The organism is Pseudoalteromonas sp. SG43-1 (assembly GCF_014164415.1).
In the GTDB taxonomy this organism is placed as follows: Bacteria; Pseudomonadota; Gammaproteobacteria; order Enterobacterales; family Alteromonadaceae; genus Pseudoalteromonas; species Pseudoalteromonas distincta.
On record NZ_JACJFD010000015.1, the window covers coordinates 77805 to 99160 of the forward strand.

General features: G+C 37.6%; 12 protein-coding genes. 3 read left to right on the forward strand and 9 right to left on the reverse strand.

Translation table 11 applies throughout. The annotated features are described in order from the left end of the window. Nucleotides 1–177: 177 nt before the first annotated feature. Nucleotides 178–2064 (reverse strand): hypothetical protein, encoded by a 1887-nt coding sequence (locus tag H5159_RS11915; protein ID WP_182780334.1) that lies wholly within the window; start codon nucleotides 2062–2064, stop codon nucleotides 178–180. Between the two features lie 313 nt (nucleotides 2065–2377). On the opposite strand from H5159_RS11915, the gene H5159_RS11920 reads away from it, so the two are divergent. From H5159_RS11920 to H5159_RS11930, 3 genes are all read left to right on the forward strand, one after another. Next, nucleotides 2378–3355 carry a DNA topoisomerase IB gene (locus H5159_RS11920; protein WP_002958945.1) on the forward strand — a complete coding sequence of 326 codons (978 nt, stop codon included), beginning with the start codon at nucleotides 2378–2380 and terminating at the stop codon, nucleotides 3353–3355. Nucleotides 3356–3565: 210 nt separating this feature from the next. Then, nucleotides 3566–4891 carry a murein L,D-transpeptidase gene (locus H5159_RS11925; RefSeq protein ID WP_182780335.1) on the forward strand — a complete coding sequence of 442 codons (1326 nt, stop codon included), beginning with the start codon at nucleotides 3566–3568 and terminating at the stop codon, nucleotides 4889–4891. An 11-nt stretch (nucleotides 4892–4902) separates the two neighbouring features. Continuing rightward, nucleotides 4903–5904, forward strand: a complete 1002-nt coding sequence (locus H5159_RS11930) for a D-Ala-D-Ala carboxypeptidase family metallohydrolase (protein ID WP_154903679.1) — start codon at nucleotides 4903–4905, stop codon at nucleotides 5902–5904. Nucleotides 5905–6178: 274 nt separating this feature from the next. On the opposite strand, the gene pelG is transcribed toward H5159_RS11930, so the two are convergent. The 8 genes from pelG to H5159_RS11970 form a co-directional block, all read right to left on the reverse strand. After that, the gene (pelG, locus tag H5159_RS11935; RefSeq protein WP_182695071.1) at nucleotides 6179–7543 is read right to left on the reverse strand and encodes an exopolysaccharide Pel transporter PelG; all 1365 of its coding nucleotides are present in this window, start codon (nucleotides 7541–7543) and stop codon (nucleotides 6179–6181) included. Next, nucleotides 7531–9048 (reverse strand): GT4 family glycosyltransferase PelF, encoded by a 1518-nt coding sequence (pelF, locus tag H5159_RS11940; RefSeq protein ID WP_182780336.1) that lies wholly within the window; start codon nucleotides 9046–9048, stop codon nucleotides 7531–7533. The genes pelG and pelF overlap by 13 nt, the downstream gene beginning before the upstream one ends. Next, complete coding sequence (locus H5159_RS11945; protein WP_024597303.1) at nucleotides 9041–10024, reverse strand: hypothetical protein; 984 nt, start codon at nucleotides 10022–10024, stop codon at nucleotides 9041–9043. The genes pelF and H5159_RS11945 overlap by 8 nt, the downstream gene beginning before the upstream one ends. Next, nucleotides 10021–11319 carry a PelD GGDEF domain-containing protein gene (locus H5159_RS11950; protein ID WP_182780337.1) on the reverse strand — a complete coding sequence of 433 codons (1299 nt, stop codon included), beginning with the start codon at nucleotides 11317–11319 and terminating at the stop codon, nucleotides 10021–10023. The genes H5159_RS11945 and H5159_RS11950 overlap by 4 nt, the downstream gene beginning before the upstream one ends. Next, nucleotides 11316–11831: a protein PelC gene (locus tag H5159_RS11955; protein ID WP_182721403.1), complete on the reverse strand. Its 516-nt coding sequence runs from the start codon at nucleotides 11829–11831 to the stop codon at nucleotides 11316–11318. Before H5159_RS11955 ends, H5159_RS11950 begins: the two co-directional genes overlap by 4 nt. 14 nt (nucleotides 11832–11845) lie before the next feature. Then, the gene (locus H5159_RS11960; RefSeq protein ID WP_182780338.1) at nucleotides 11846–15133 is read right to left on the reverse strand and encodes a tetratricopeptide repeat protein; all 3288 of its coding nucleotides are present in this window, start codon (nucleotides 15131–15133) and stop codon (nucleotides 11846–11848) included. Then, on the reverse strand, nucleotides 15133–17841 hold the full coding sequence (locus H5159_RS11965; RefSeq protein WP_182780339.1) for an endo alpha-1,4 polygalactosaminidase: 2709 nt from the start codon (nucleotides 17839–17841) through the stop codon (nucleotides 15133–15135). The genes H5159_RS11960 and H5159_RS11965 overlap by 1 nt, the downstream gene beginning before the upstream one ends. A gap of 305 nt (nucleotides 17842–18146) precedes the next feature. Continuing rightward, nucleotides 18147–20852: an endo alpha-1,4 polygalactosaminidase gene (locus tag H5159_RS11970; protein ID WP_182780340.1), complete on the reverse strand. Its 2706-nt coding sequence runs from the start codon at nucleotides 20850–20852 to the stop codon at nucleotides 18147–18149. Between the last annotated feature and the right edge of the window lie 504 nt (nucleotides 20853–21356).

Genomic DNA, 21356 nt, shown 5'->3' on the forward strand with positions numbered 1-21356 from the left:
TTTCATTATTTGTGTTTTGGCACATAAAGCAAGGGCTTTGTGAACTAATCCAATATTAATCATGTTGTTGAGTGCAAAAGAGGTAATAAAGTTAAAAAGTATTGAATAGAGGTTAAAAAAAATGCCACCTAAGTTAACAAGGTGGCATTAATAAAAGTTATCTAGGTTTGAGGTTAATTAACCCTTGGGCTCGGGAGATAAGTTTTCTTCTTGTCTTAAATACCCGGCAGCTTCTTCATCATCTTTCGCTATCGCTTGCTGAGTAGGTATAGCGCGCGTTTGTTGGTTTAGTTGATGTATTTGTGACGCATTACCTAAATCACGCTCACTGGTGATTGAGGCGATAGATTCGCGGTCTTTTAAGAATGAAATAACGTCTTTTTTGATTGCTTGTAATTGTCCTTCGTCTTTATGCATTTCCATAATGTGGCGAGGATGTTCAAGGTTTTTCATACCTGTTGCAGCAAACGTAGTAGAAATAACACGAGAAACAATAATCCAAGGCGTTATGCTACTGCGTACTAAAGTATTTTCTGAGCGGGTGCTATCGTGAATACCAGTACCTGTTGATATTTTAGACTCAGTAAAAGTGCCTTCACATTTAAAGTACACAAGCAGTGACTCAAATTGCATTTCTGCAAAAAATAGATGCGCTGTGTTTGCAAGTAACTGCGCAAATGCTTTAATAAGTACGCCTATTAGCAATAAGTGAAAGCTTGTCATTAATAGCTCACTAAATTGAATGACATGTTGGTTATTAAATGCCTGTTTAAAACTATTAATATTTGCCGCATCAATGTAATGGTAAATATTAATAAACGAATACGCTAAAAGTACAGTAAATGCTAACGCTACAATATAAAGTAAGTTACCGCTCACCAAAGCAAGTAATCTCGCGAGTGTAAAGTTTTTACCTAAGTCCATTGAGTGCAGTTTAGGCTGAATCTCTTGGATCATTTCACCTTTAAAACCGCCTTTACCTTCTATTTGTTCTTGAAGCTTAGGGTCTAATTCTCTGTAAACTCTGTTAGGTACTTCTTTATAACGGCGATTAGCCATTACTAGGTTATCGAGGTTTATGAAAATCTCGTCTGGATGAACAGACTCTTGCCAGTTTTCACGTAGTTCAGATACTTCAGCTGAAGGGGTAACTGAATTTAAACGCGCTTTAATCATGATAAAAGCAAGCGCACAGCTTAGAGTTGCTAATATAATAATTGCAATTAAGTATATTCCAGCATGAAGACTAGGCAGTTGCTCAAGCCAGCTATCTATTTCTTGTTTACTAATGTGCTGCTCTTTCATCAACCATGACATAGAAAGACCAATAGCGATGGGTAAAATAAAAGATAAAGAAATAATTTTAGCAAGCGCACCAGTACCAAGTGCTTCAATATTCTTTTCTGCATTTCGAGAGATAGGTTTACCTGTAGAGCGCCAAGAAAAAAGCACGTAAAACATTAATATTGCACTATAAACCGGAAATGCTAATTCCCCAGCTTCACCGGTAAAGCCCGACAAAGATACAAATGCAACAAGGCCATAAGCAATAAGGGCGACAAAGGTGCTTACCCATGAGCCAAATAATCGCTGGGCAACATTTCGAATAGGATATGGTAGAAACAATAACTTAGGGATTAAGCTGTGAAGTAAGCGTGATAAAAAACCATTAGGCTCTTTAAATGTACTGTTTTTACGACCAACCAGCATTTCTTCAAGTGATTGCGCTGTGTAGGCTACTTCTTTTAGTTCTTCTTGAGCGGTTGATGCTTGCGATTTACTGTAGTTATAAGCAAGTGAAGTTGGGTGGTTTCTACCTACAAAGTATTTAAGTGTTGCGTAAATACCTGCCGATAGTGAGCGAATGCCGAATGCTAAAATAAGCATGCCAAACACCATTAAAATCCAACCCGCGGTTGTATCTTCTTTCACAGAGCCCGCAGCAATAACAAGTAAACTAATACCTGCTATAGACTCAATGAGTCCTCTTAATGCTGTTACTTTACCTTCCAGTTTGAAGGGGTTTTTTAGTCCAAGATCAATCGATCCATAATCAAAAGCCATTGAATTCTCCATTTAAACAGCACCCCAACTGCGGGGGACAAAGTGTAATTAATCTGAACTTAGGATAATAAATCTATCTTAAGTAGCTTTTTTTTAGCGCTAAGTGCATTGAGTTTAATCGTAATAGACTTGTTGCTGGCGCGTAAGTTCGACCTACTTTTACGAAAACCTAAATAGAATTATTAATATATATTAAGTATTTATAATTGTTGTTGGTTTTTTATTATATATCAATAATCTTGTTCAGTTTAAGGTTATTTTAAAGTGATACATTTTGTATTCCGACGCATGCTTAAATATAACTGGAGGGTTAATGAAGCTAATTTATGTAGACGATAATTTACCAGGGATCACTCGTAAACTTAAACATAAAAGTTGGCTTTACTTTGATCCAATCGGTAAGCAAATAAAAGAGCAAAATGTGATTGATCGTTTGAATGGATTGGCATTTCCGCCTGCCTATAAAAACGCTTGGTTTTGCCCAGAAGAAAACGGGCATATTTTAGCGACAGGATTTGATAGTAAGGGGCGAAAGCAATACCGTTACCATCCTGAATTTAGGGCGCAACAAGAAGCAAAAAAATACCAAGCATGTGGAGTATTTGGTAATAAACTCCCTTTGTTAAGAGCGCGTTTAGAAACAGACTTACAAGGCGATGAGCTTAATATTGAACGCACTTTAGCAGCAGTTGTAAGACTTATGGATTTAGGTGCGCTGAGGGTAGGTAACGAGCGTAACGTAAAGCAAAATAAAAGTTTTGGTGCGACAACATTACGAACACGCCATGCAAAACTCACGGGCAAAAATATTCAGCTAAAATATCGTGCCAAATCAGGTAAAGAACGTGAAGTAAATATAACCGACAGGGTGCTTAGCCATGTTATAAAAGACTTACAAGATTTACCCGGGCAGCATTTATTTCAGTATATAAATGAAGGTGAGCGCACAAATGTTACATCAAGTGAAATAAACCAATACATTCAGCAAATAATGGGCGAGGAGTTTAGTGCAAAACACTTTAGAACTTGGCGAGCAAGCGTTATTGCATTCAAACAATTAGCTAAAGCTAAAGGGGCGCTTAGTTTAAAAAGTATGCTTGATAGCGTATCTGAGCAACTTGGTAATACTCCCGCTATAGCACGCAAATCTTATGTGCATCCCGATTTAATTACGCTGTGTAAAGAAGATGAAGATACTCAAACTGCGTGGAGAGAGTCCCTTTCATTACCACGAAAAACAAAGTACTTGAGTCGTTATGAACGTGGTTTTTTAGCTTTTTTAAAAGATTAATTGCCATAGCAACTTTACACACTTGAGCATATTAATTACATATTCTCTAATTTAATTTATTAACGTTTAGAATAAGATTTTTTAAAAAGTCATTAAATTCCAATTGCTTATTTTGAAACTTTAATTTGGCATTACCGTTGCACCTCCAGAGTACTACTTATTGGTAAGTACAAAAGCATTTATCAACGATATTTAGCGAGGAGGTACACAGTGAAGGGGTCATTTTCAAATCAAGCGCTTACTAAAGCAAAGGGTTTTACTTTAAAAACTGCATTGTTTATTGGCATGAGCGGCTTATGCTCAGCACCAACACTCGCTGCCAATGAGCTTGAAAGTGTGGTACTCGCTAACTCTTCACTAACTACTTACAACTCACAAAAGTACGTGCAAGCAGATGACACCTACTACTTTGACCAATATTCAGCGCAGTTAATTGAACGTACAGAAAAAGCCATTAATTGGTATCAAGAAATAGTTAACAAAGGTGGTTTTACACACTTATATAACGATGAATTGCTTGAACTAGGCAGTAATAATAAACAAGTGAGCTTACTTGCACAGCGTTTATACCAAGAGCGTGACTTAAAAACTAATGTGTGCGACGAAGCTATATGCACGTTTGATAAAGATATAGAGCAAGCTGTTAAGCAATTTCAAAGCCGCCATGGTTTAAAAGTTGATGGCCGAGTGGGTAAGCGTACTTTTGCATCGCTTAATGTGCCCGCACAGCAAAAACTCGATAAATTAAAACTTAACTTTTATAGAATAACTAACTTTGCAGGCGCAAGTGATGAGCAATATGTGTATGTAAATATTCCTGAATACAGCTTACGATTTGTAAAAGCTGGCGATGTAAAATTAAAAAATAACGTAATTGTAGGTAAACCAAGTTGGGAAACACCTGCATTTAGCGACGAAATAGAAAAGTTTGTAGTTAATCCTGAATGGCGTATACCCACCTCAATTGCCACCAAAGAAATTGCTCCAAAGGTAGCCGAGGATCCTGACTATCTTGTAAAAAATAATATTGAAATTAGAAAAAACAGCTACCTAGACTCACAAACTGTTAATCCAAGCAATATTGATTGGGATTCTATTAAGCCGTACCAATTTGATCACTTTTTAGTAAAACGTGCTGGTGAAGAAAACCCCCTAGGGGAAGTTAAGTATTTATTCCCCAATGCCGAAGCAATTTATGTTCACGATACACCAGCAAAGCACCGCTTTAGCCAAGCAAACCGAGCCTTATCGCATGGCTGTATAAGAATAGAAAAGCCTTTTTCGTTAGCGCGTGAAATTATTAAGTACGAAGGAGAAGCGCAAACACTCAATAATATGGACACCGCACTTGCTCAAAATAGTACTCTAACGTTTCATTTAGATGAGCCTCTTCCTATTCATTTAGTTTATTGGACTGCATGGGTTGACGAAAATAAGCTGGTTAACTTTAGAGATGACATATATCAACGCGATAAAAAAGCACTATTAAAAAATGATGAACAGTCGGTGATTGCCGCTTTGTTAAAAAATAAATAATGAGAGGGTTTATGCAATTTATTCATTATATTTCTATCGCCATATTTACAATTATATTTAGCAATAGTGTATTTGCTGCCGCGCCTACAAAGCCTGCGCATCAGGTAGTTGATATAAAAAACAAAGCCAACTTTGAAGATGCAGAATTTAGCCTAAAAATTAACGATATAGTTATGCCATATTCGGTGTTTTCAGTATTTGTAATGCCCAAAGAGCAAGTTGAGTTTGAAGTGCTTTTTGCGCAATCAAAAAATGCTTACACGCTAATTAACACTCAGGGGAAATCTAAGCTTACAGACACCAACCGTTGGCAATGGCAAGCACCCAAAGAGCCCGGTTTAACAACGGTAATTATTGAGTCGCCCGATAAAAAACAGCGTATGAAAATCAACGTATTTGTAAAAGTACCGGCAGACAATGTTGAAGGAGGAAAGCTCAAGTATTACCACATTGGGCACTATCCTAAACCTTCACAGATTAAAGACGCTTCACACTACATAGTGCCCGATGGCTTTGTTAAGGTAACGCCTGAAAATGAAAACGTAAAAATATCACCTCACTTTTCACTAAAAGAATTTGTTAGTAAGCAGCGAAGTAAGCACCCAAAGTATTTATTTTTACAAAATAAGTTGTTACTTAAACTAGAAAAAATACGCAAAGAACTGATTTTAGAAGGTATACCGGTTAGTAATATGGTGGTTATGAGCGGTTATAGAACTCCGTACTACAACAAATCAATTGGCAATGTAAAACTTAGCCGACATGTATTTGGTGATGCTGCCGATATTTTTATAGATAACGATGGCAACTACCGTATGGATGATATTAATAATGACGGTAAGCATTCAATTGGTGACGCTAAAGCGATGGCCGATATAGTGGAGTCGTTAGCTAGACGAGAATCATTTAAAGGTTTACTAGGTGGTTTAGGTATTTATGGGCCTAAGTCGCACAGAGGCGCATTTATACATGTTGATACGCGTGGTTTTAAAGCGCGTTGGGTGAGTAAATAATTGCAACGGCTACCTCATTTAGCATAAAGCTAAACTAGCTAAGTCTAATTGTACAAGAGATTAGCTAAGCCAAGGTAGGGGAGCTTGGTTTTTATAAGCCCTTTGTTTTATACCCATTTTATATCTTTACTGAGCTAGTCTTTTTTGCTTTAAACTGAGGCGCTTATGTGAGCTATAAACATGGTGTGTATCAGCCGCTTTCCAATAATTAATTATTTTGTTTTGTACGAAAAGCTTTAAATATAAAGGCTGCATAAGCAGCCTTTATATTATGCTATTGCAGCATAAACGTTTCGTATTCTAAATCTTCAAATTGTTTAGAAAGCCAAAATAAGCCAACAACAGAGGTAATAATAGTTGAGAGAGCAAAGCCGTAACCATAAAACTGCGGCCCAAAAGCGATTGATAGCAAAGTTAAAACAACGTTTATTACCAAAAATAGCCCCGCTAAAAATAACACTGTTGAGCGTTTATCTAAATAAAACAAAATATTTAAAATAGACAAAAATATAACTTGTACACCCACACCAACTACATCAATAAATAAAAGCGTTTTATAGTTTGGATCAATACCAATAAAGGTAAGTATTTGCTCGCCCCATAATAATAAGCAGGCAACGGTAATACCTTGAATTTTAAATATATCGTATAAACCGGCACGTGCAGTTTGGATCATATTGTCTTTTAAATAGTAAATCTCTTCTAACGATGAACCCTCTCGAATAGCTGTGTAAAAACGGTCGTATTCTTCTACAAAGTCGGTTTCCATTTTTACTAAAAATACTGCCATACCGGGAATAATAGACAAATAGGCTAAAAATATAGGTAAGTCGTAAATTGGGCTGGCTCTTAACGTGCCAATAATTTGTATTGATGTGCTTGGTGAATACCAAAAAATGATTTTATCAGCCCACACACCAATGTTATAAAACAGACCACAAAAGAATAGGCTGTAATACACTTTTTTATTGCTTAAAAAGTCAAAGCTTATAAGTTTTTCACCTGGGTAGCGGCGAATAATCATAAACAAAAAGCTAAAAAAGAGTAGAGCTTCGCCTGCAAAAAACGCAAAAAACAAGCCGTCTAACTGCCAGTCTCTTAATAAATATGCAAGCAGTACCATAAAGGCATAACCACTTAGCATGGTAATCAAAATCAACCGGTATTCTTTCATACCCGATAGAAAAATAGCGCCAAGCCACTGATTACATAAGCTTACAAAGGCACCTAAAATTATAATCTTAGTAACAACGGGTATAGGGAGCATAGGCCATACAGCCAAGCCCACCAATAATGCGGCTATTGTTGTTATAAGTTGCGCACCAAGTAAATTAGGGAGTACTTTTGCCTCTTCTTTTTGAAAAAACAAATCTGCAATAAATCGAGTTAATAATAACTGCAAGCCACCCGTTAAAATAAGTGAAGCTGCCATCATGTAGGTAACAAGCGTTAAAAACTGAATAATAAGTACTTTGGGTAATACAACGCCTAAACTTAAAATACCAATTAGCATTAACGCTACAATAGAGAGCAGCCAAGGGCCTGAGCCTATTAAGCCCGCGTAGCCGTATGCTTCAAAAACTGAGAGCAGGGTATTTTTTTTGAGAATTTTTCGTATCTCAAAACCTATTCCGGCCATGCCATTGTATCCTTATAAAGTTTATCGTAACGGGCAAACATGTGGCTCTCGTCATAAAATTTTTGTACGCGGTCTAAACCACTTTTTTGATACTCAAGCCAAACTTGCTCATTTGTTAGCATGTTTGATATTTGTTGTGCTGTTTCGCTAGGTGAAGCAATTGAGACAACTTCACCGGCTTTACCTAATGCTTTATCTTCATCAGTTCCGCCTTCGATTATTTCGCGGCACGAGCCAACATCACTAGCAAGTACAGGCACACCGGCCGCCATTGCTTCTAAAAGTACTAAAGGCTGCGCTTCGGAAATCGAGGTTAAAGCTACAATTCCGAGCTTAGGCAAAATTTTGGTAATATCTTGCATACCTAAAAACTTTACACTGCTTTGTAAATCAAGACTGCCTACAAGTAGTTCACACTCTTTGTAATATTGCGGATCTTCTTCATAAGGGCCGATGATCCAGCCTTCTACTTCAGGCAGCATCGATTGCGCCTCTTTAATCGCACGTATAAAGGTTTTAATATCTTTTATAGGCACTACACGTCCAATTAATCCAACAACTGGTGGTATCTGTTTTGGACGCTGCTCAAGCGCTTCAATAAAGCGCACTGTTTTAATTCCATTAGGTACAACAAATGCTTTTTCTGGCGCTGCACCATCCTTTATTTGGCGCTGCCTGTTACCGCCGTATAGCGAAATGACCTTATCTGCTTCTTGGTATGTTGTTCGGCCGATTTGCTCAAAAAAGCTGATCCACATACGGCGAATAAAGCCCATTTCGGTATTTAAGTTTTTACCTAGGCTTTGCTCAGACTCTTTGATCCAACTGGCTTGAATAAGATCTATTTTTCTCTCTTTGGTGTAAATACCATGTTCGGTCAACAAAAAGGGAGTATCGCTTATTACACTGGCACCAGATCCTAAAATACCAGCATACCCGGTAGATATTGAGTGAATAAGTTTAACTTTTGGAAGTCCGCGTGCAATTTCGGCTATTTTAAATAGCGGTTTATATAAATTGCGGTATGACCAAAAAAAGTCAATAAAAGAGGATTCATCACAAAAAGTTGAATAGTAATTAGTGAGCACTTGCCACGATGATTCACTATATAAAAAGTCAGCTTCGTTAATACCGTCTTTTTTAGCCAAAGTTTTAAATGCAAACTTTAATAACTCAGTTGGGATGGGCTCATCACAATCTCTAAAATAATTTTGTAGTTGCTGCCAAAAATCAAAGAGTTCTTTTTTATATTTAACGCCATGCTTGGCTTTTATTTCAGAAGTGTCATTTTCCACTAAATAATGTACATGCAGCTTGGTAACATTTTTAGGCAAAGTATATTGAATCTCGCCATAATGCTCTGGTGCTCCACCTATAAAAACAAGCTCAAAGTTATAATGAGGTAACCCTTCAATTATTTGATGAACCCAGCTAGATACGCCACCACGTACATAAGGGTAAGTGCCTTCTAAAAGCAGTAAAATGTCTGCATTTTTATTACTCATGCCAATACTCCTGCAAATGACGTAATTCACTGCCCTTAGGTTGTTCTGGGAGTTCTTTTAAGTAGCGTTTACAGTCGTCAAACTTGTTCATACAAAAGGCAACTTCGGCTTTATAAGGCAATACATGGCGCCTTGCCATACCAAACTCAGTTGCTTTAAGTAGATACTCATGGGCTATTTCGTATTTGTCTAAGGCTAAAGATATACGCCCTAAAAATATAAAAGTTGCAGGTGTTTTTACGTGCTCAATACTTTGCAATGCAAGTGCTTCTGCTTTTTCTAAAACGTATTTACGCAGTGCGCCTTGGGCTAAGCCTAAATAGCTCAGTTCCCAATAAAGTTCGGCTAGCTGTTTTTGTAAATGACTCAATTTTGGCTGCTTAGTTGTAACTGCTATTTCTTGCTGATACAAACTGATTTTTTCGTTAAGTTTGGTTTCTTTACCATCAAGGGTTGAGTAGGCGAGCAAGCGAATATCATCTTCTAAATCTTTAAGTGCTAGCTTTAAAATAGGAATAGCTTGTGAGTCACTCATGTGACGAGCCGCCATTACAGCACTTAAACGCTTATTTGGCTCATTAGCGTGCTTCAAAATTGCTTTAAGTCCACCAATTGAATAGGTTGGATTTGCTGATATTGCTCTGGCTTCAAAAGGAAGCTCAGGTATTTTATGCTCCTCTATTTCTATCTCGTCATTCTTGAGAGGTTTACAAAGAGCAAATGTAAGCGCTACTACAACACCTATAATTCCAAGTACTGGTAATGTAAACAATAATAAAAACATGAGTAGCAAAGAGCTATAAGGAGTCGTTTTGTATTTTTTAGGTATAAAAACATAACTAACAATAGCAAAAAAGATGCTAGCGATAGCATGCAATAATATAGCTAAAAACCAATCAGGTGTTTCCAGTACTTCTATTAGTGCAAAGTACTGACAAATACACCCTAATATAGCCGCTACAATAATTATAATCATGAAAGTGAAACCAATCTCTTTATGTCATCTGAGCTTATAGGTAGTGCAAGTTGCTGCTCAATAACAATATCAAGCTCAGCTAAAGTGCTACCAGTGCGCTCTTTACACCAAGTGTTCATTCGGGCGATAAACCCTGCTTTTTCAAGCTCATCAGCTAATGGCATCAATAGCAGTAATACCTGATTTTGATTATCGTACAAATAAATGTCTAAACCACGGCGTGCTTCACTTAAATAACTCATAAGTTGAGTGGATTTATCAGTAATATTATTAGCTTTTATCTTTAGTAGCTGCGATGGAATGTTGTATCGTTTTGCTTCTTTATTCGCACGTTTAACTTGGCGAATAAAGTATGGATACTCTTCATAAGTCATTACTGGGTTTGTTATTTCATGGCGCAGTAGATCGCCAATATGCCCAGCCATTACAGCAAGTAATGTTAGAGTTGTATTTTTAAGCGCAAAAAATTGTATTCTTTCAACCAAAATAGCGCCGTAAATAGTATTGTTTACGTCGATAAGTGGGATTGCCATATGGTATTTACTTATACCCGATGATGCTTTTTTGTCTTTTACCGATACTAATTCTTTTTCTTCGATCATCGCTAATATAAGAGGATCGTTTTTAGCTATTTGACTCATCTTACCTATAGAGGCAAGTGGTGGTTCTAAAACACTGTCGTTTTCAACTTTATATAACCCCGCTCTTTCTAGCGAACCGTACTCAACAAACAAGTCGATTATTTTTTGCGCTGCGCTATCAAGTCTTCTTTCTTTTAATAGCCCGATAGAGGTTCTTACTGCTTGTAGTGATTCACGTAAACTTAACGTATGGCCAGCTAGCATTTGCTCAATTCTATCGTGAGATGAATTAATTAAATGATACTGACGAGTAAATGTTTCAAGACGATCTGTTACGTACTCAAGCTGAATACTTTGCTGTTGATTAGTACGCTCCCACACATCCCTAAATTCGCCTGTGATCATAATTACAATAATGTAGCCAATCATAGCGTTAATATTGAAGTCGCTTTGCGGTGATAAAATATTTGCTTGAAGTAAAAAAAGTTGGCCAACAAGCAAACATAAAATACTAATAAAGCCTTTTGAAAAGCCATAGCGTAAAGAAACTAAAAGTGGGCCAAGTACAGGCCACGAAAACCCTCCCTCAGTCCAAAATGGGTCCTGTGCGTTAAATAATACAGGCAGCCCTAAAGCAAGCGCGGTAAATATAAATACCTCAGCCCATATTTGTAGCTCAGGAACGTCTCTTGGTCTAAGGAAATGTGTTTTCACTCACTAACCTCTATATAAGAAATTAAATCGGCAATCACATCTTGTGCTGTTGCTGCAATGCTATCGCGGCCCCAGCCACTTTTAGCAATAGTACCTGTCCAAACTGGTGTGGTTTGTCCATTTACAGTGAGTGATAATGTAAGTGCAACAACAGGTTCGCCATCAAGGCCTGCTTTATAGCGCCACTCTTCAATGCTGCCTGTTAGTACATAGTCAGCTTGTTGAGTGCTTAACCATTGCATAGCATTGTCTAAACGGTATTGATCATCCAGTGGTGGAAGCTCTTTGCTGTTTACGCGAGGTGCACGTATTAGAGTTGGTAATTTATTTTGTTGCCAAATGCTGGCTAAAATATCTTCAGCACGCTCACCGGCAAGCGGTGTTTGAGCATGATTAACAAGTGGCATTAATGCCACTGTTTTTAAAGGGCTAAGCTCTACATCATCAGCAACTCTGCTGGTGGTACATGCTGATAATAGTAATACCAAACACGGTATAATTAAACGAAACATACTCTCTCCTAACATTAAAAATGTACGTAATAACCTAATTGTAATTGTGTATCTGAGTTACCCACTTTATTACTACTTTGGTAACCCAGCTGTAATTTAAATAAATCATCGCCCAGTACAGACCAACCTGCGCCACTTGAAACTGATACATCTACTGTATCGTTAAGTGTTTGATAGCCAGTACTAATATCAAATAACCACGAAGGGCTTGCGCCTAAATAAGGAGGTTCTAATGAGCCAGTTGAAGCAAATGAAGTCCCTAGTGCAAAACGTCTAAATGGTTGAAGGTCAACTCTTAGCGGTCTTCTGCTTGCATCTGTATTTATTAATGCATTAACACGTTCAAAGTCTTGCCATTGCGCACTAAAATAAGCGTTCCAAATTGGGCGGTCTTTTAAAATGCTGTATTGGTAACGAGCATTATATTCTTGGCCGTTTATTAGTGAGCTGCCATCGCTTCTTCGAGAAAAAGACATCGCTGCTGCTGATAGCTGTACGTTTTGTCTACCATCAATATTGTAGTTAACATAGGCCGTGGCTTTATCTAGCTGAGCATAGCTAAGTAGTGCTTCTGATTGGCGGTTTTCAACATTATATTCAAGCTTTAAACCTACCTGTGTTCGTGAATCCCATTGATAACGAGAGTCTATGCTAAGACCTTGGCGGCTAACTAAGCTGCCTTGGTGCGAATCTATTTTTGCATCAAAATACCAACGACCAAATGTCATTTTATCTTCTATTGCAAACAGTAATCCGTTGTTATCAAGGTTTTGCTGATTACTTAAACTTAATTTCCATTGCCCATTAGCATAAGGAAAATAAACGTTTACATCGTACTGGCTACTGTTTAAACCAGCCTCTGGCGATAGGTTTATTTCAAGCGCTCTAAAATAGGATGCGCGTGCATTTCTGAGTAAACTCAATTGCGATTCATTTGCCTCGCCAGTGAGTTCTTCGTACCAACGCTGCATTGTTGCGTATGGCTGCTTTAGATAGAGTAGGGCGTTTAGTTCATCTAATTTGCTTAGTGAGCCTTCTGCTAATAGTTGTTTCGCTTTATTAAATTCGCCGTTGGTCATATAAAGTTGTAGTTTTTGCCATGGCTCTAATTTTTGTGCAGCTCTGCGCGCTAACCACCAGTTTGTTTGGGGCTCACCAATAGTGTCGGGGGCAAGTTCTTCCATTGTGTTTAATTGCATTAAATGAGGAACAGCCATCGCGCCCGCCCAGCGGAACATTAAGCCTCTGTATGCATATTTATCTTTAGGTAAGTGTTGCAGTAAATAGTGATTAAGTTCAGCAGCATTTGCATAATAACCAAGTTGCTTCATTACATCGGCTAAGTTAACCAGTGTTGTTAAATCGCTTGGATCTGCAATGGCTAATTTACGCAAATAAAAGTAGGCACTGTTATATGATTTTTCATAAATAGATAGGCTAGCTAAGAGCTGCGTCCACGCATAGGAAGTGTCGCTTTGAGAATAGCGTGTTAAAATGCGGCCAATCATTACAGTGTCATGCATTTGCAGCGCTAACCAACCTTGTGCAAGCACAACATCAGAGTCATATTCGCTTAATTTAGCGGCGCGGTTTAAAGTTGTATAAGCTGAATTTAAATCACTTTGGTTTTGATACCAATTTGAAAGAATTAACCAAGCAGGGTAGAGAGCTTTATTGTAGCGCTGCTTATCAAGTTCAGCATGAATACGTGCAACTGATTTAGCATCATTTACTTGTGTGCTTAATAATGCAATTTGAATCAATTGACGGTCAGTTTGCGACTCACTTTTCCATAAATAATCAAGAAGCTCCTGAGGCCGACCTTCAAAGCGCAGTTGTTGGTAGTGCAGCATGTCGCCTACGCTCAAAGGACTTATTTTTTGTAACTTCTCTAATGCATATAGCTCATGAGCTTTGTCCTTAACTCGCATTGCCATGTCAACATTGGCGCTCCAAAACTCATCGTCAGAACTTTCATGTTTGTTTTTTAGTACTTGCAGAGCTGTAGAAAAGTCATCATCTAGCCAAAATGCGCGGGCAATCCAAAGTAAATCTTCTTCATTTTTAGGCCCTTTATATGTAGGCCACAAAGCTCTTAATGCTTTTAAATTACCAGTATCGTGAAGTACTTTTGCTTTCCAATATTGTGATAATGCACTTTTACCATTTATTTGCTCAAAGCGTTCAATATTATTTAATTCTTGCTTTGTGTTACCAATAAATTCGTTAGCTTGCATCCAATTAGCAAAGCCATTACCTTTTAGATTTCTATTTTGGGCTTTATATTCGTATATATCATTAGCGTCTTGGTATAAATATAAAGCGGTGGCATCGTTAATACTATCGGTAAGCATCGCAGGAGTTACAGCTTTGTTAGACATTAGCCATTTAAACTCTCGAAGTGCTTCTTTAGGCTTGTTTTGCCAGCGCTTTATCTTCCAATTTAATAAATGTAGCTCTTTGTCAGCTGGGCTTTGTAGTAATAGCTTTGCAAGTAATTGCTCAGCCCCTTTTGCATTTGCATTTGCTAAACGCAGGTGCATTGCTTGTGTTAAGTACTCGCTGTTATTTGGATCGGTCTTTAATAAACTTTCAATGGCTTGAGCCGCATCTTCTGTATTGCCTGCTAAGTTAGCCAAATAAAGTGTGCGTTTAATATTGGCTTGGTCGCCATAGGTTTTCCACCATGCATAAGCTTGTATCGGGTTATTTGCACCAAGTGCAGTTTCAATCGCTTTAGCTGCAATATCAGCATTTATATTTGTTTTATAAATAGCGAATGCTTTGTCAGGTTCCCCTGCGCTTAACCAGTAATCGGCTGCAAGGAGAGGCTGTTTATTTTTTTGATAGTACTGAGCAACTTTTGCATTTAACCCAACTGCTTTTGCAATAGTTAATATTTGTTCGTTCCAGTTTTTATGAGCACCAATTTTTAAAGATAACTCTTCAAAGCGGTCGTCAACTTTAGCACCGCTTGCTAGCCATAATGAGTAGAGCAGCTTTATTTCAAGTGTTGCTTTGCGCTCACCTCTAGGTAGCTTTTCAAGCTCGTTAGTAGCTTGTGAATACTCACTAAGCCCTATATGTAGCTCAACTAATTTTGCGCGTAGCTTTTCGTTGTCGGGCTCTGTATTGAGTGCTGCATTAAGGTAAGACTTCTCAAAGGTATAGTCTTGTGAAAGTGCATCATCTTCAAAAAATAAGGTATGTGGAAATAATGCATAAAGTGCAAAACAACTTACGGCTAATATCGCTAATATTGTTTTTACTGAAATTAACTGAGGGCGCTTTGTAGTATTCATTATAGTGCGGCTCCGTCGCAGTTAAGGTAACCATAAAAATCACCTGCAGGTATTTTGAAATGTGTTAATTTACCTCGGTTAATACCTTTAAAGTGCTCACCCAAACCAGATACAAACTCACAAGAGCGTGCATTCATTAAATCAAGCGAAGCAGGTACCCACGCTTTAAAGCTAACAGGCCCGTTAACTTGCCAGCTATTAACAACAACATTTGCAGATGCTAAATAAGGTTTTTTACTATTTTGGCTATGATCAAAGCTAAGGCGAGCTATGTTATTTATAATATGTATGTAGTCACCTTTTTCAGTTACACCAGATACACCTTCACTTTGAGCTATGTTTGGCACATCAAAATCGGTAGGTATTCGCAAAGTATGAATGTACTTTGAGCTAAATAACCATTCATTATTACTGTTTTTTGCAAGTGCAGAAAAGTAAAAATCCTTTGCTACTTTTGCATAATGGCTTAAATGCACAGGTGTATTTGGTCTTGCTAAAACATAATCTATGTTGTGTTTAAGAGCGTCTAGTCCCGCAAGAACTTCACCTGAATAAAAGTGATAATAAATAGTGTAAGGTTTTAACCTATATGGCTTTTCTGTAATTTCGAAAGTTTCAGTTAAGCGTCTAAAGCCATAATAAGGGCCATGCCATAAGTTTGTGTAAACATTTTCATTTAATATGGGGGCGTAAATTTGATACAGCAAATCTCTTTCAGGGCGACCGATAGGGGAGATGTGAGAAAGGCTTGGGTTATCAGCATTTACATCAGTATTACCGCCATTGACATTTAACACACCAGCGTCACGAGCAAGTTCAAGTGCTTTTGGGCCAGGTGTTGCATCACCAGACCATAGCATCATTACTGTTTTTTTATTTTTAGGTGCGAGCTTGTCATTAATGTACTTTATCGAGTCGGTAATTTCTTTTTTAAGGCTAATTGTGTTGTAGCCAGGCACGTCTAGATGAAAACCGTAATCAGTGTCGTCTTCATCTATTTTTTTTCGCCCAGATAGAGCAGTCCAAAAATAGGGGTGGCTATAGGTGTGTGAAGCAACTTCTACGTAAGGCAGCTTAAAAATACTACGCGCAATGTCTTCGAGTTTGGCACTTTGTTTAGAGTGAATACCGCCTTCTTCAATGTCAGCTTGGATCACTGAGGACGTTAACGGTAGTTTGTAGTGTTTAATTATTTCATCTCGAATTACTTCTGCTGAATAAGGCCTACCCGCATAGTGGGCAATACTTGTAAATCCATCTCCATCGATATGCAAAGTAAGCATTCGCCTGCCGCTTTCGGTGGTTGTATCTGGCACTAATATAGGTGGTAGTTCCATAGCCTGAGTTAGTAGTGTACGTGGATCAATAACCCATTTGCTGCCTTCCATCGGAAATGTATCAATTAGCCAAGGAGCCACCACGACTGCACCATATTTAGTTTTAGCCGCTTGTACAATTATCGTGTTATCAGCTGATTTTATTGTAATTAAAGGAGTCGCATTAGTTGCTAATTTTAGTAAGTATGGTTTAACGATAGGGGGAGGTGTTGTGGATTCTCCTTTGAGCCAAGGTGCAAAGCTATCTTGTTTATATGGACCTTCAGGTAGTGTGTTTAACGACTCAATACCCATGTTAAATAGTAATTTAGTAGACTGTGGTAACTCGCCTAAAATAAGTTCTGGCACAACACCTAAATTAGCTTCAAGCCAATTGGTAAGTGTTGGGGTGTAAAATGCGTCGCTTGAGGTCCACGAAATAATACCGGCATGTAAGCTAGGGTCAACCAAAGGTAAGTCGCGTTTTGCCATATCTATGTAATCAGGTATGTACCCCAAATACTCAATCATGGTCGCAAGCTTTAAGTGTACGGTAGTGTATATGAGTGGTTTTACGTTACTGTTATAAGGGATTAAAATGCGCCTAGGGATCGGCGTAATTGATGATGTGCCCCACGTTTGCAAGTGACCGTCGGTCACCCACGGATTGAAACCTGCGTCTATAATATTTTGTGCCATAGTAAGGCGATTACCGGGCTTTGCATAATCAATAACTTGGACGTTGAGGCCTAAACTTTGTGCTGTTTTTAATTGTGCGCTTAGCCAATCTTGGTCGTTTTTGTTGGTCACTTTATAGCTATTGTCGGTTGGATTGAAGTGGCTATACAAACCCTCAGCAACTAAGTCACTTGCTAAATTAGCGAGTTTAGGCAATAACTCAAATCCCCGATTGAGGATAAGGTGCTTATCAAAAGTCTCAGATAGTGAGCTTATTATGGTGACTAACCCAGCTTGTTGATCGGGTTTACTGTGTGTAGCATCTAATAGCTGATAGCTATCTAGGGTATCTAAAAATAAGCCGCTAAAGCCGCGTGCTTTTAATGCCGCAGCGCTACTTTTAATATGTTGTTGCCAATGTGCTGATGCTAAATCGGCAATATGGCTATTCCAGTTAGGGTTAACTGCGAGTGAAGACTTACTTTCAATAAACGACTCACCAACACTTAAATAAGCATAGACAGCAATATTACGCTGTTTAAACCAATTAAGTTCGTGCTCAGTCACAAGATCAGGCTGGACTACAACGCGAGAATAAAAGGTCATTTCGGCTAATGGCATCGGCGCTGAGTAGTAAAATGCAATACTATTATTCACAGGCTTTGCAAATACTTGACTAGAAATTAAAAGCACTAGGTATAAAAAATATTTCATTAGTAATTCATTTCAATTAATTTATAACTGTGGCTCAAAGTAATGCGGTCCAATTTATCTAGCTATTTGGTATTAGTAATATAGGGTTATTATATGTTAATGGAAGATTAATTTCTACATGTTAATTCAACCATATACTCAAGGGGTATAATAACATGCTGGTTTGATTAACTCACCACAATAAAACCCATTGGTTTGCCACTCGAGTTATTAAGAGCAACCTACAAACCTATACTTAGAAAAACGATAAAAGAATGTATCAATATGTTACTTACAATAAGAGCTTAGTTTTTTATTACTCACCATCAAGCAGCTCTTTTACATTTTAAGTAACCGTAGAATTGACCTTTTGGCAGACTAAACTGTGTGATATCAGCATTTGATTTACCTTTAAAGCGCTTTCCATCATTAGAAACAAACTCACAAGAACGCCCATTAACTAAATCAATTTTAGCAGGCACCCAGGCTTTAAAACTGACAGCTCCATTCACTTGCCAATTATCCATGGAGACATTAGCTGAAGCTAAATACGGTACATTGTTTTCTTGGCTGTGATCAAAGCTAAGCTTTGCTAAATCATCAGTTATATGAATGTAATTACCCTTTTGAGTGACGCCGGATATTCCTGAACTTTGAGCTACATTAGGAACATCAAAATCATTGGGAATACGTAATGTTCGAATACTTTGAGAGCTAAAAACCCATTCGTTATTGCTGTTTTTAGCAAGAGCTGAAAAATAAAAGTCTTTAGCTATTTTTGCATACTGGCTTAAATGTACTGGCGTATTCGGTCTTGCAAGTACGTAGTCTATATTATATTTCAGGGCATCAAGTCCAGCAGGTAGTTCACCAGAATAAAAATGAAAGTAAATACTATAGGGTTTTAATCTGTATGGTTTTTCTGTAATTTCAAATGTTTCGATTAGGCGCTTAAAACCATAATAAGGCCCATGCCACAAGTTGGTGTATACGTTCTCGTTAATAATGGGTGCATAAATTTGGTATAACAAGTCACCTTCAGGTCGTCCAATTGGCGATACATTTGTAAGAGTTGGGTTATCAGCTTTTACTGAAGTATTACCACCATTCACGTTGAGCACGCCAGCTTTTCTTGCTATGGCTAAAGCCTTTGGTCCTGGAACCGCATCGCCTGACCATAGAATTAATACTGTTTTTTTATTCTTTGGCGTCAGTCGTTCATTAATATATTGAATTGACCCTGAAATTTCTTTTTCTAAATCGACAGAGAGATACCCAGGAATATTTAAATTAAGTCCGTATTTCGTATCATCTTCATCTATGTTTTGTATCCCTGATAGCACTTTCCAAAAGTAAGGGTGGCTGTATGTGTGTGATGCAACCTCTACATAAGGTAGTTTAAATATATCTCTTGCAACTTGCTCAAGTTCTTCACTTTGTTTTGGATGTAAGCCGTTAGGCTCTATGTCTGCTTGTATTATGGAGGATGTTAATGGCAATTTGTACCTTTTTATTATTTCATCGCGAATAACTTCTGAGTTGTATGGCTTACCTTTGAAGTGCGCAACGCTACTAAATCCATCGCCATCTATGTGCAAAGTTAACATACGCCTTCCGCTCAGAGTCGTTGTATCAGGAGCTAATATTGTGGGTAAATTTAGTACTTTTGTTAACAAGTTCTTAGGGTCTATCACCCATTTACTGCCTTCCAGTGGTAAATTATCAATTAGCCAAGGGGCTACTATTATGCCACCTAGTTTAGTCTTACTTCCTTGCGCTAGGATTTTACCATTTGCTGAACTAATGCTAATTAACGCTGTGGCGTCTGAGGTTAACTTAAGGGAATTTGGTCTGATAATTACAGGTGCTTTTGTAGTTTCACCTTTTAGCCAATCGGCAAAGTATTCAACTTTATAAGGTCCAGCTTGCGCAACATTTATATTTTCTACGCCTAAACTAGCTAGTAATTTATTTGATTGAGGTAATTCCCCTAATATTAGTTCCGGTACTATTTCTAAACCTTCTTCTAGCCATTTAATAATCTCAGTACTATAAAATATATTACTAGTAGTCCAAGAAATAATGCCGGCATGTAAACTGGGATCTATTCTAGGTAAGCTTTCTTTAGCTACATCTACATAATCAGGAATATACCCTAAGTATTCTATGATTGTAGCAAGCTTTGAATGAACAGATTTTTTAACTAAGGGTGAAATATCGCTATTATAAGGAATTAATATTCGCCTAGGCACCGGTTTTATTGATGATGTACCCCATGTTTGCAAGTGGCCATCTGTCACCCATGGATTAAAACCTGCGTCTATAATCTTTTGTGCCATAGCGAGGCGGTTATCGGGCTTTGCATAATCAATAATTTGGACGTTGAGGCCTAAGTTTTGTGCTTTTTTTAATTGTGCGCTTAGCCAATTTTGGTCGTTTTTGTTAGTCAGTGTATAGCTATTGTCGTTAGGGTTGAAGTGGCTATACAAACCTTCCGCCACTAAGTCGTTGGCTAAATTAGCGAGTTTAGGCAATAGCTCAAAGCCCCGGTTGAGGATAAGGTGCTTATCAAAAGTCTCAGAGAGTGAACTTATTATGGTGACTAATCCAGCTTGTTGTTCGGGTTTACTGTGCTTGTCATCTAAAAGTTGATAGCTGTCTAGAGTATCTAAAAATAAGCCGCTAAAACCACGTGCTTTTAATGTCTCAGCGCTCCTTTGAATATGTTGTTGCCAATGTGCTGATGCTAAATCGGCAATATGACTATCCCAGTTGGGGTTTATACTAAGTGATGACTTATTTTTATTAAAGGACTCGCCAACACTTAAATAAGCATAAACAGCAATATTACGTTGTTTAAACCAATTAAGTTCGTGCTCAGTGACGTGTTCGGGCTGAACTACAACGCGTGAATAAAAGGTCATTTCGGCTAGAGGCATAGGGTATGAATAGTAAAATGCAATACTATTATTTACAGGCTTTGCAAATACTTGACTAGAGATTAAAAGCACAAGATATAAAATATATTTCATTAGTAATTCATTTTTATTAATTCATAACAGTGGCTCAAAACAATATGTTTCAATCTATCTGGTTATTTGGTACTAGGAAGATAGGGTTATTATATGTTAATAAAAAATTAATCTCTACATGTTAATTTAACCTTGAGGTCAATGTTTATACTCGCTTACAAATAATCTAACTCGCTGCAATTAAAACTAATTGACTTAAATAAAAGCAGTAAGGCTACGTGGATATTATTTATAGAGAGTGTTTTAAATAATGGATAAACGTTGGATGAATTATTTTTATTAAGACTAAGGTCTCTGCGTTATTGGTGTCTAAAATGCCGAGTTGGGATTATAATATGGCTAAGCTGACTTCTAACTAACTTGGTCCTACCTAATTTTACCTATGCTTTTCTTAATATAAGTTTAAAGCGATATAAATGAGCGAAGTTATTTTGGGCAAATAAGTAAATCTGCAAACTATATTCGTTTTGCTAGATTTTAGTTGTTGCTGCACACACACCTTTA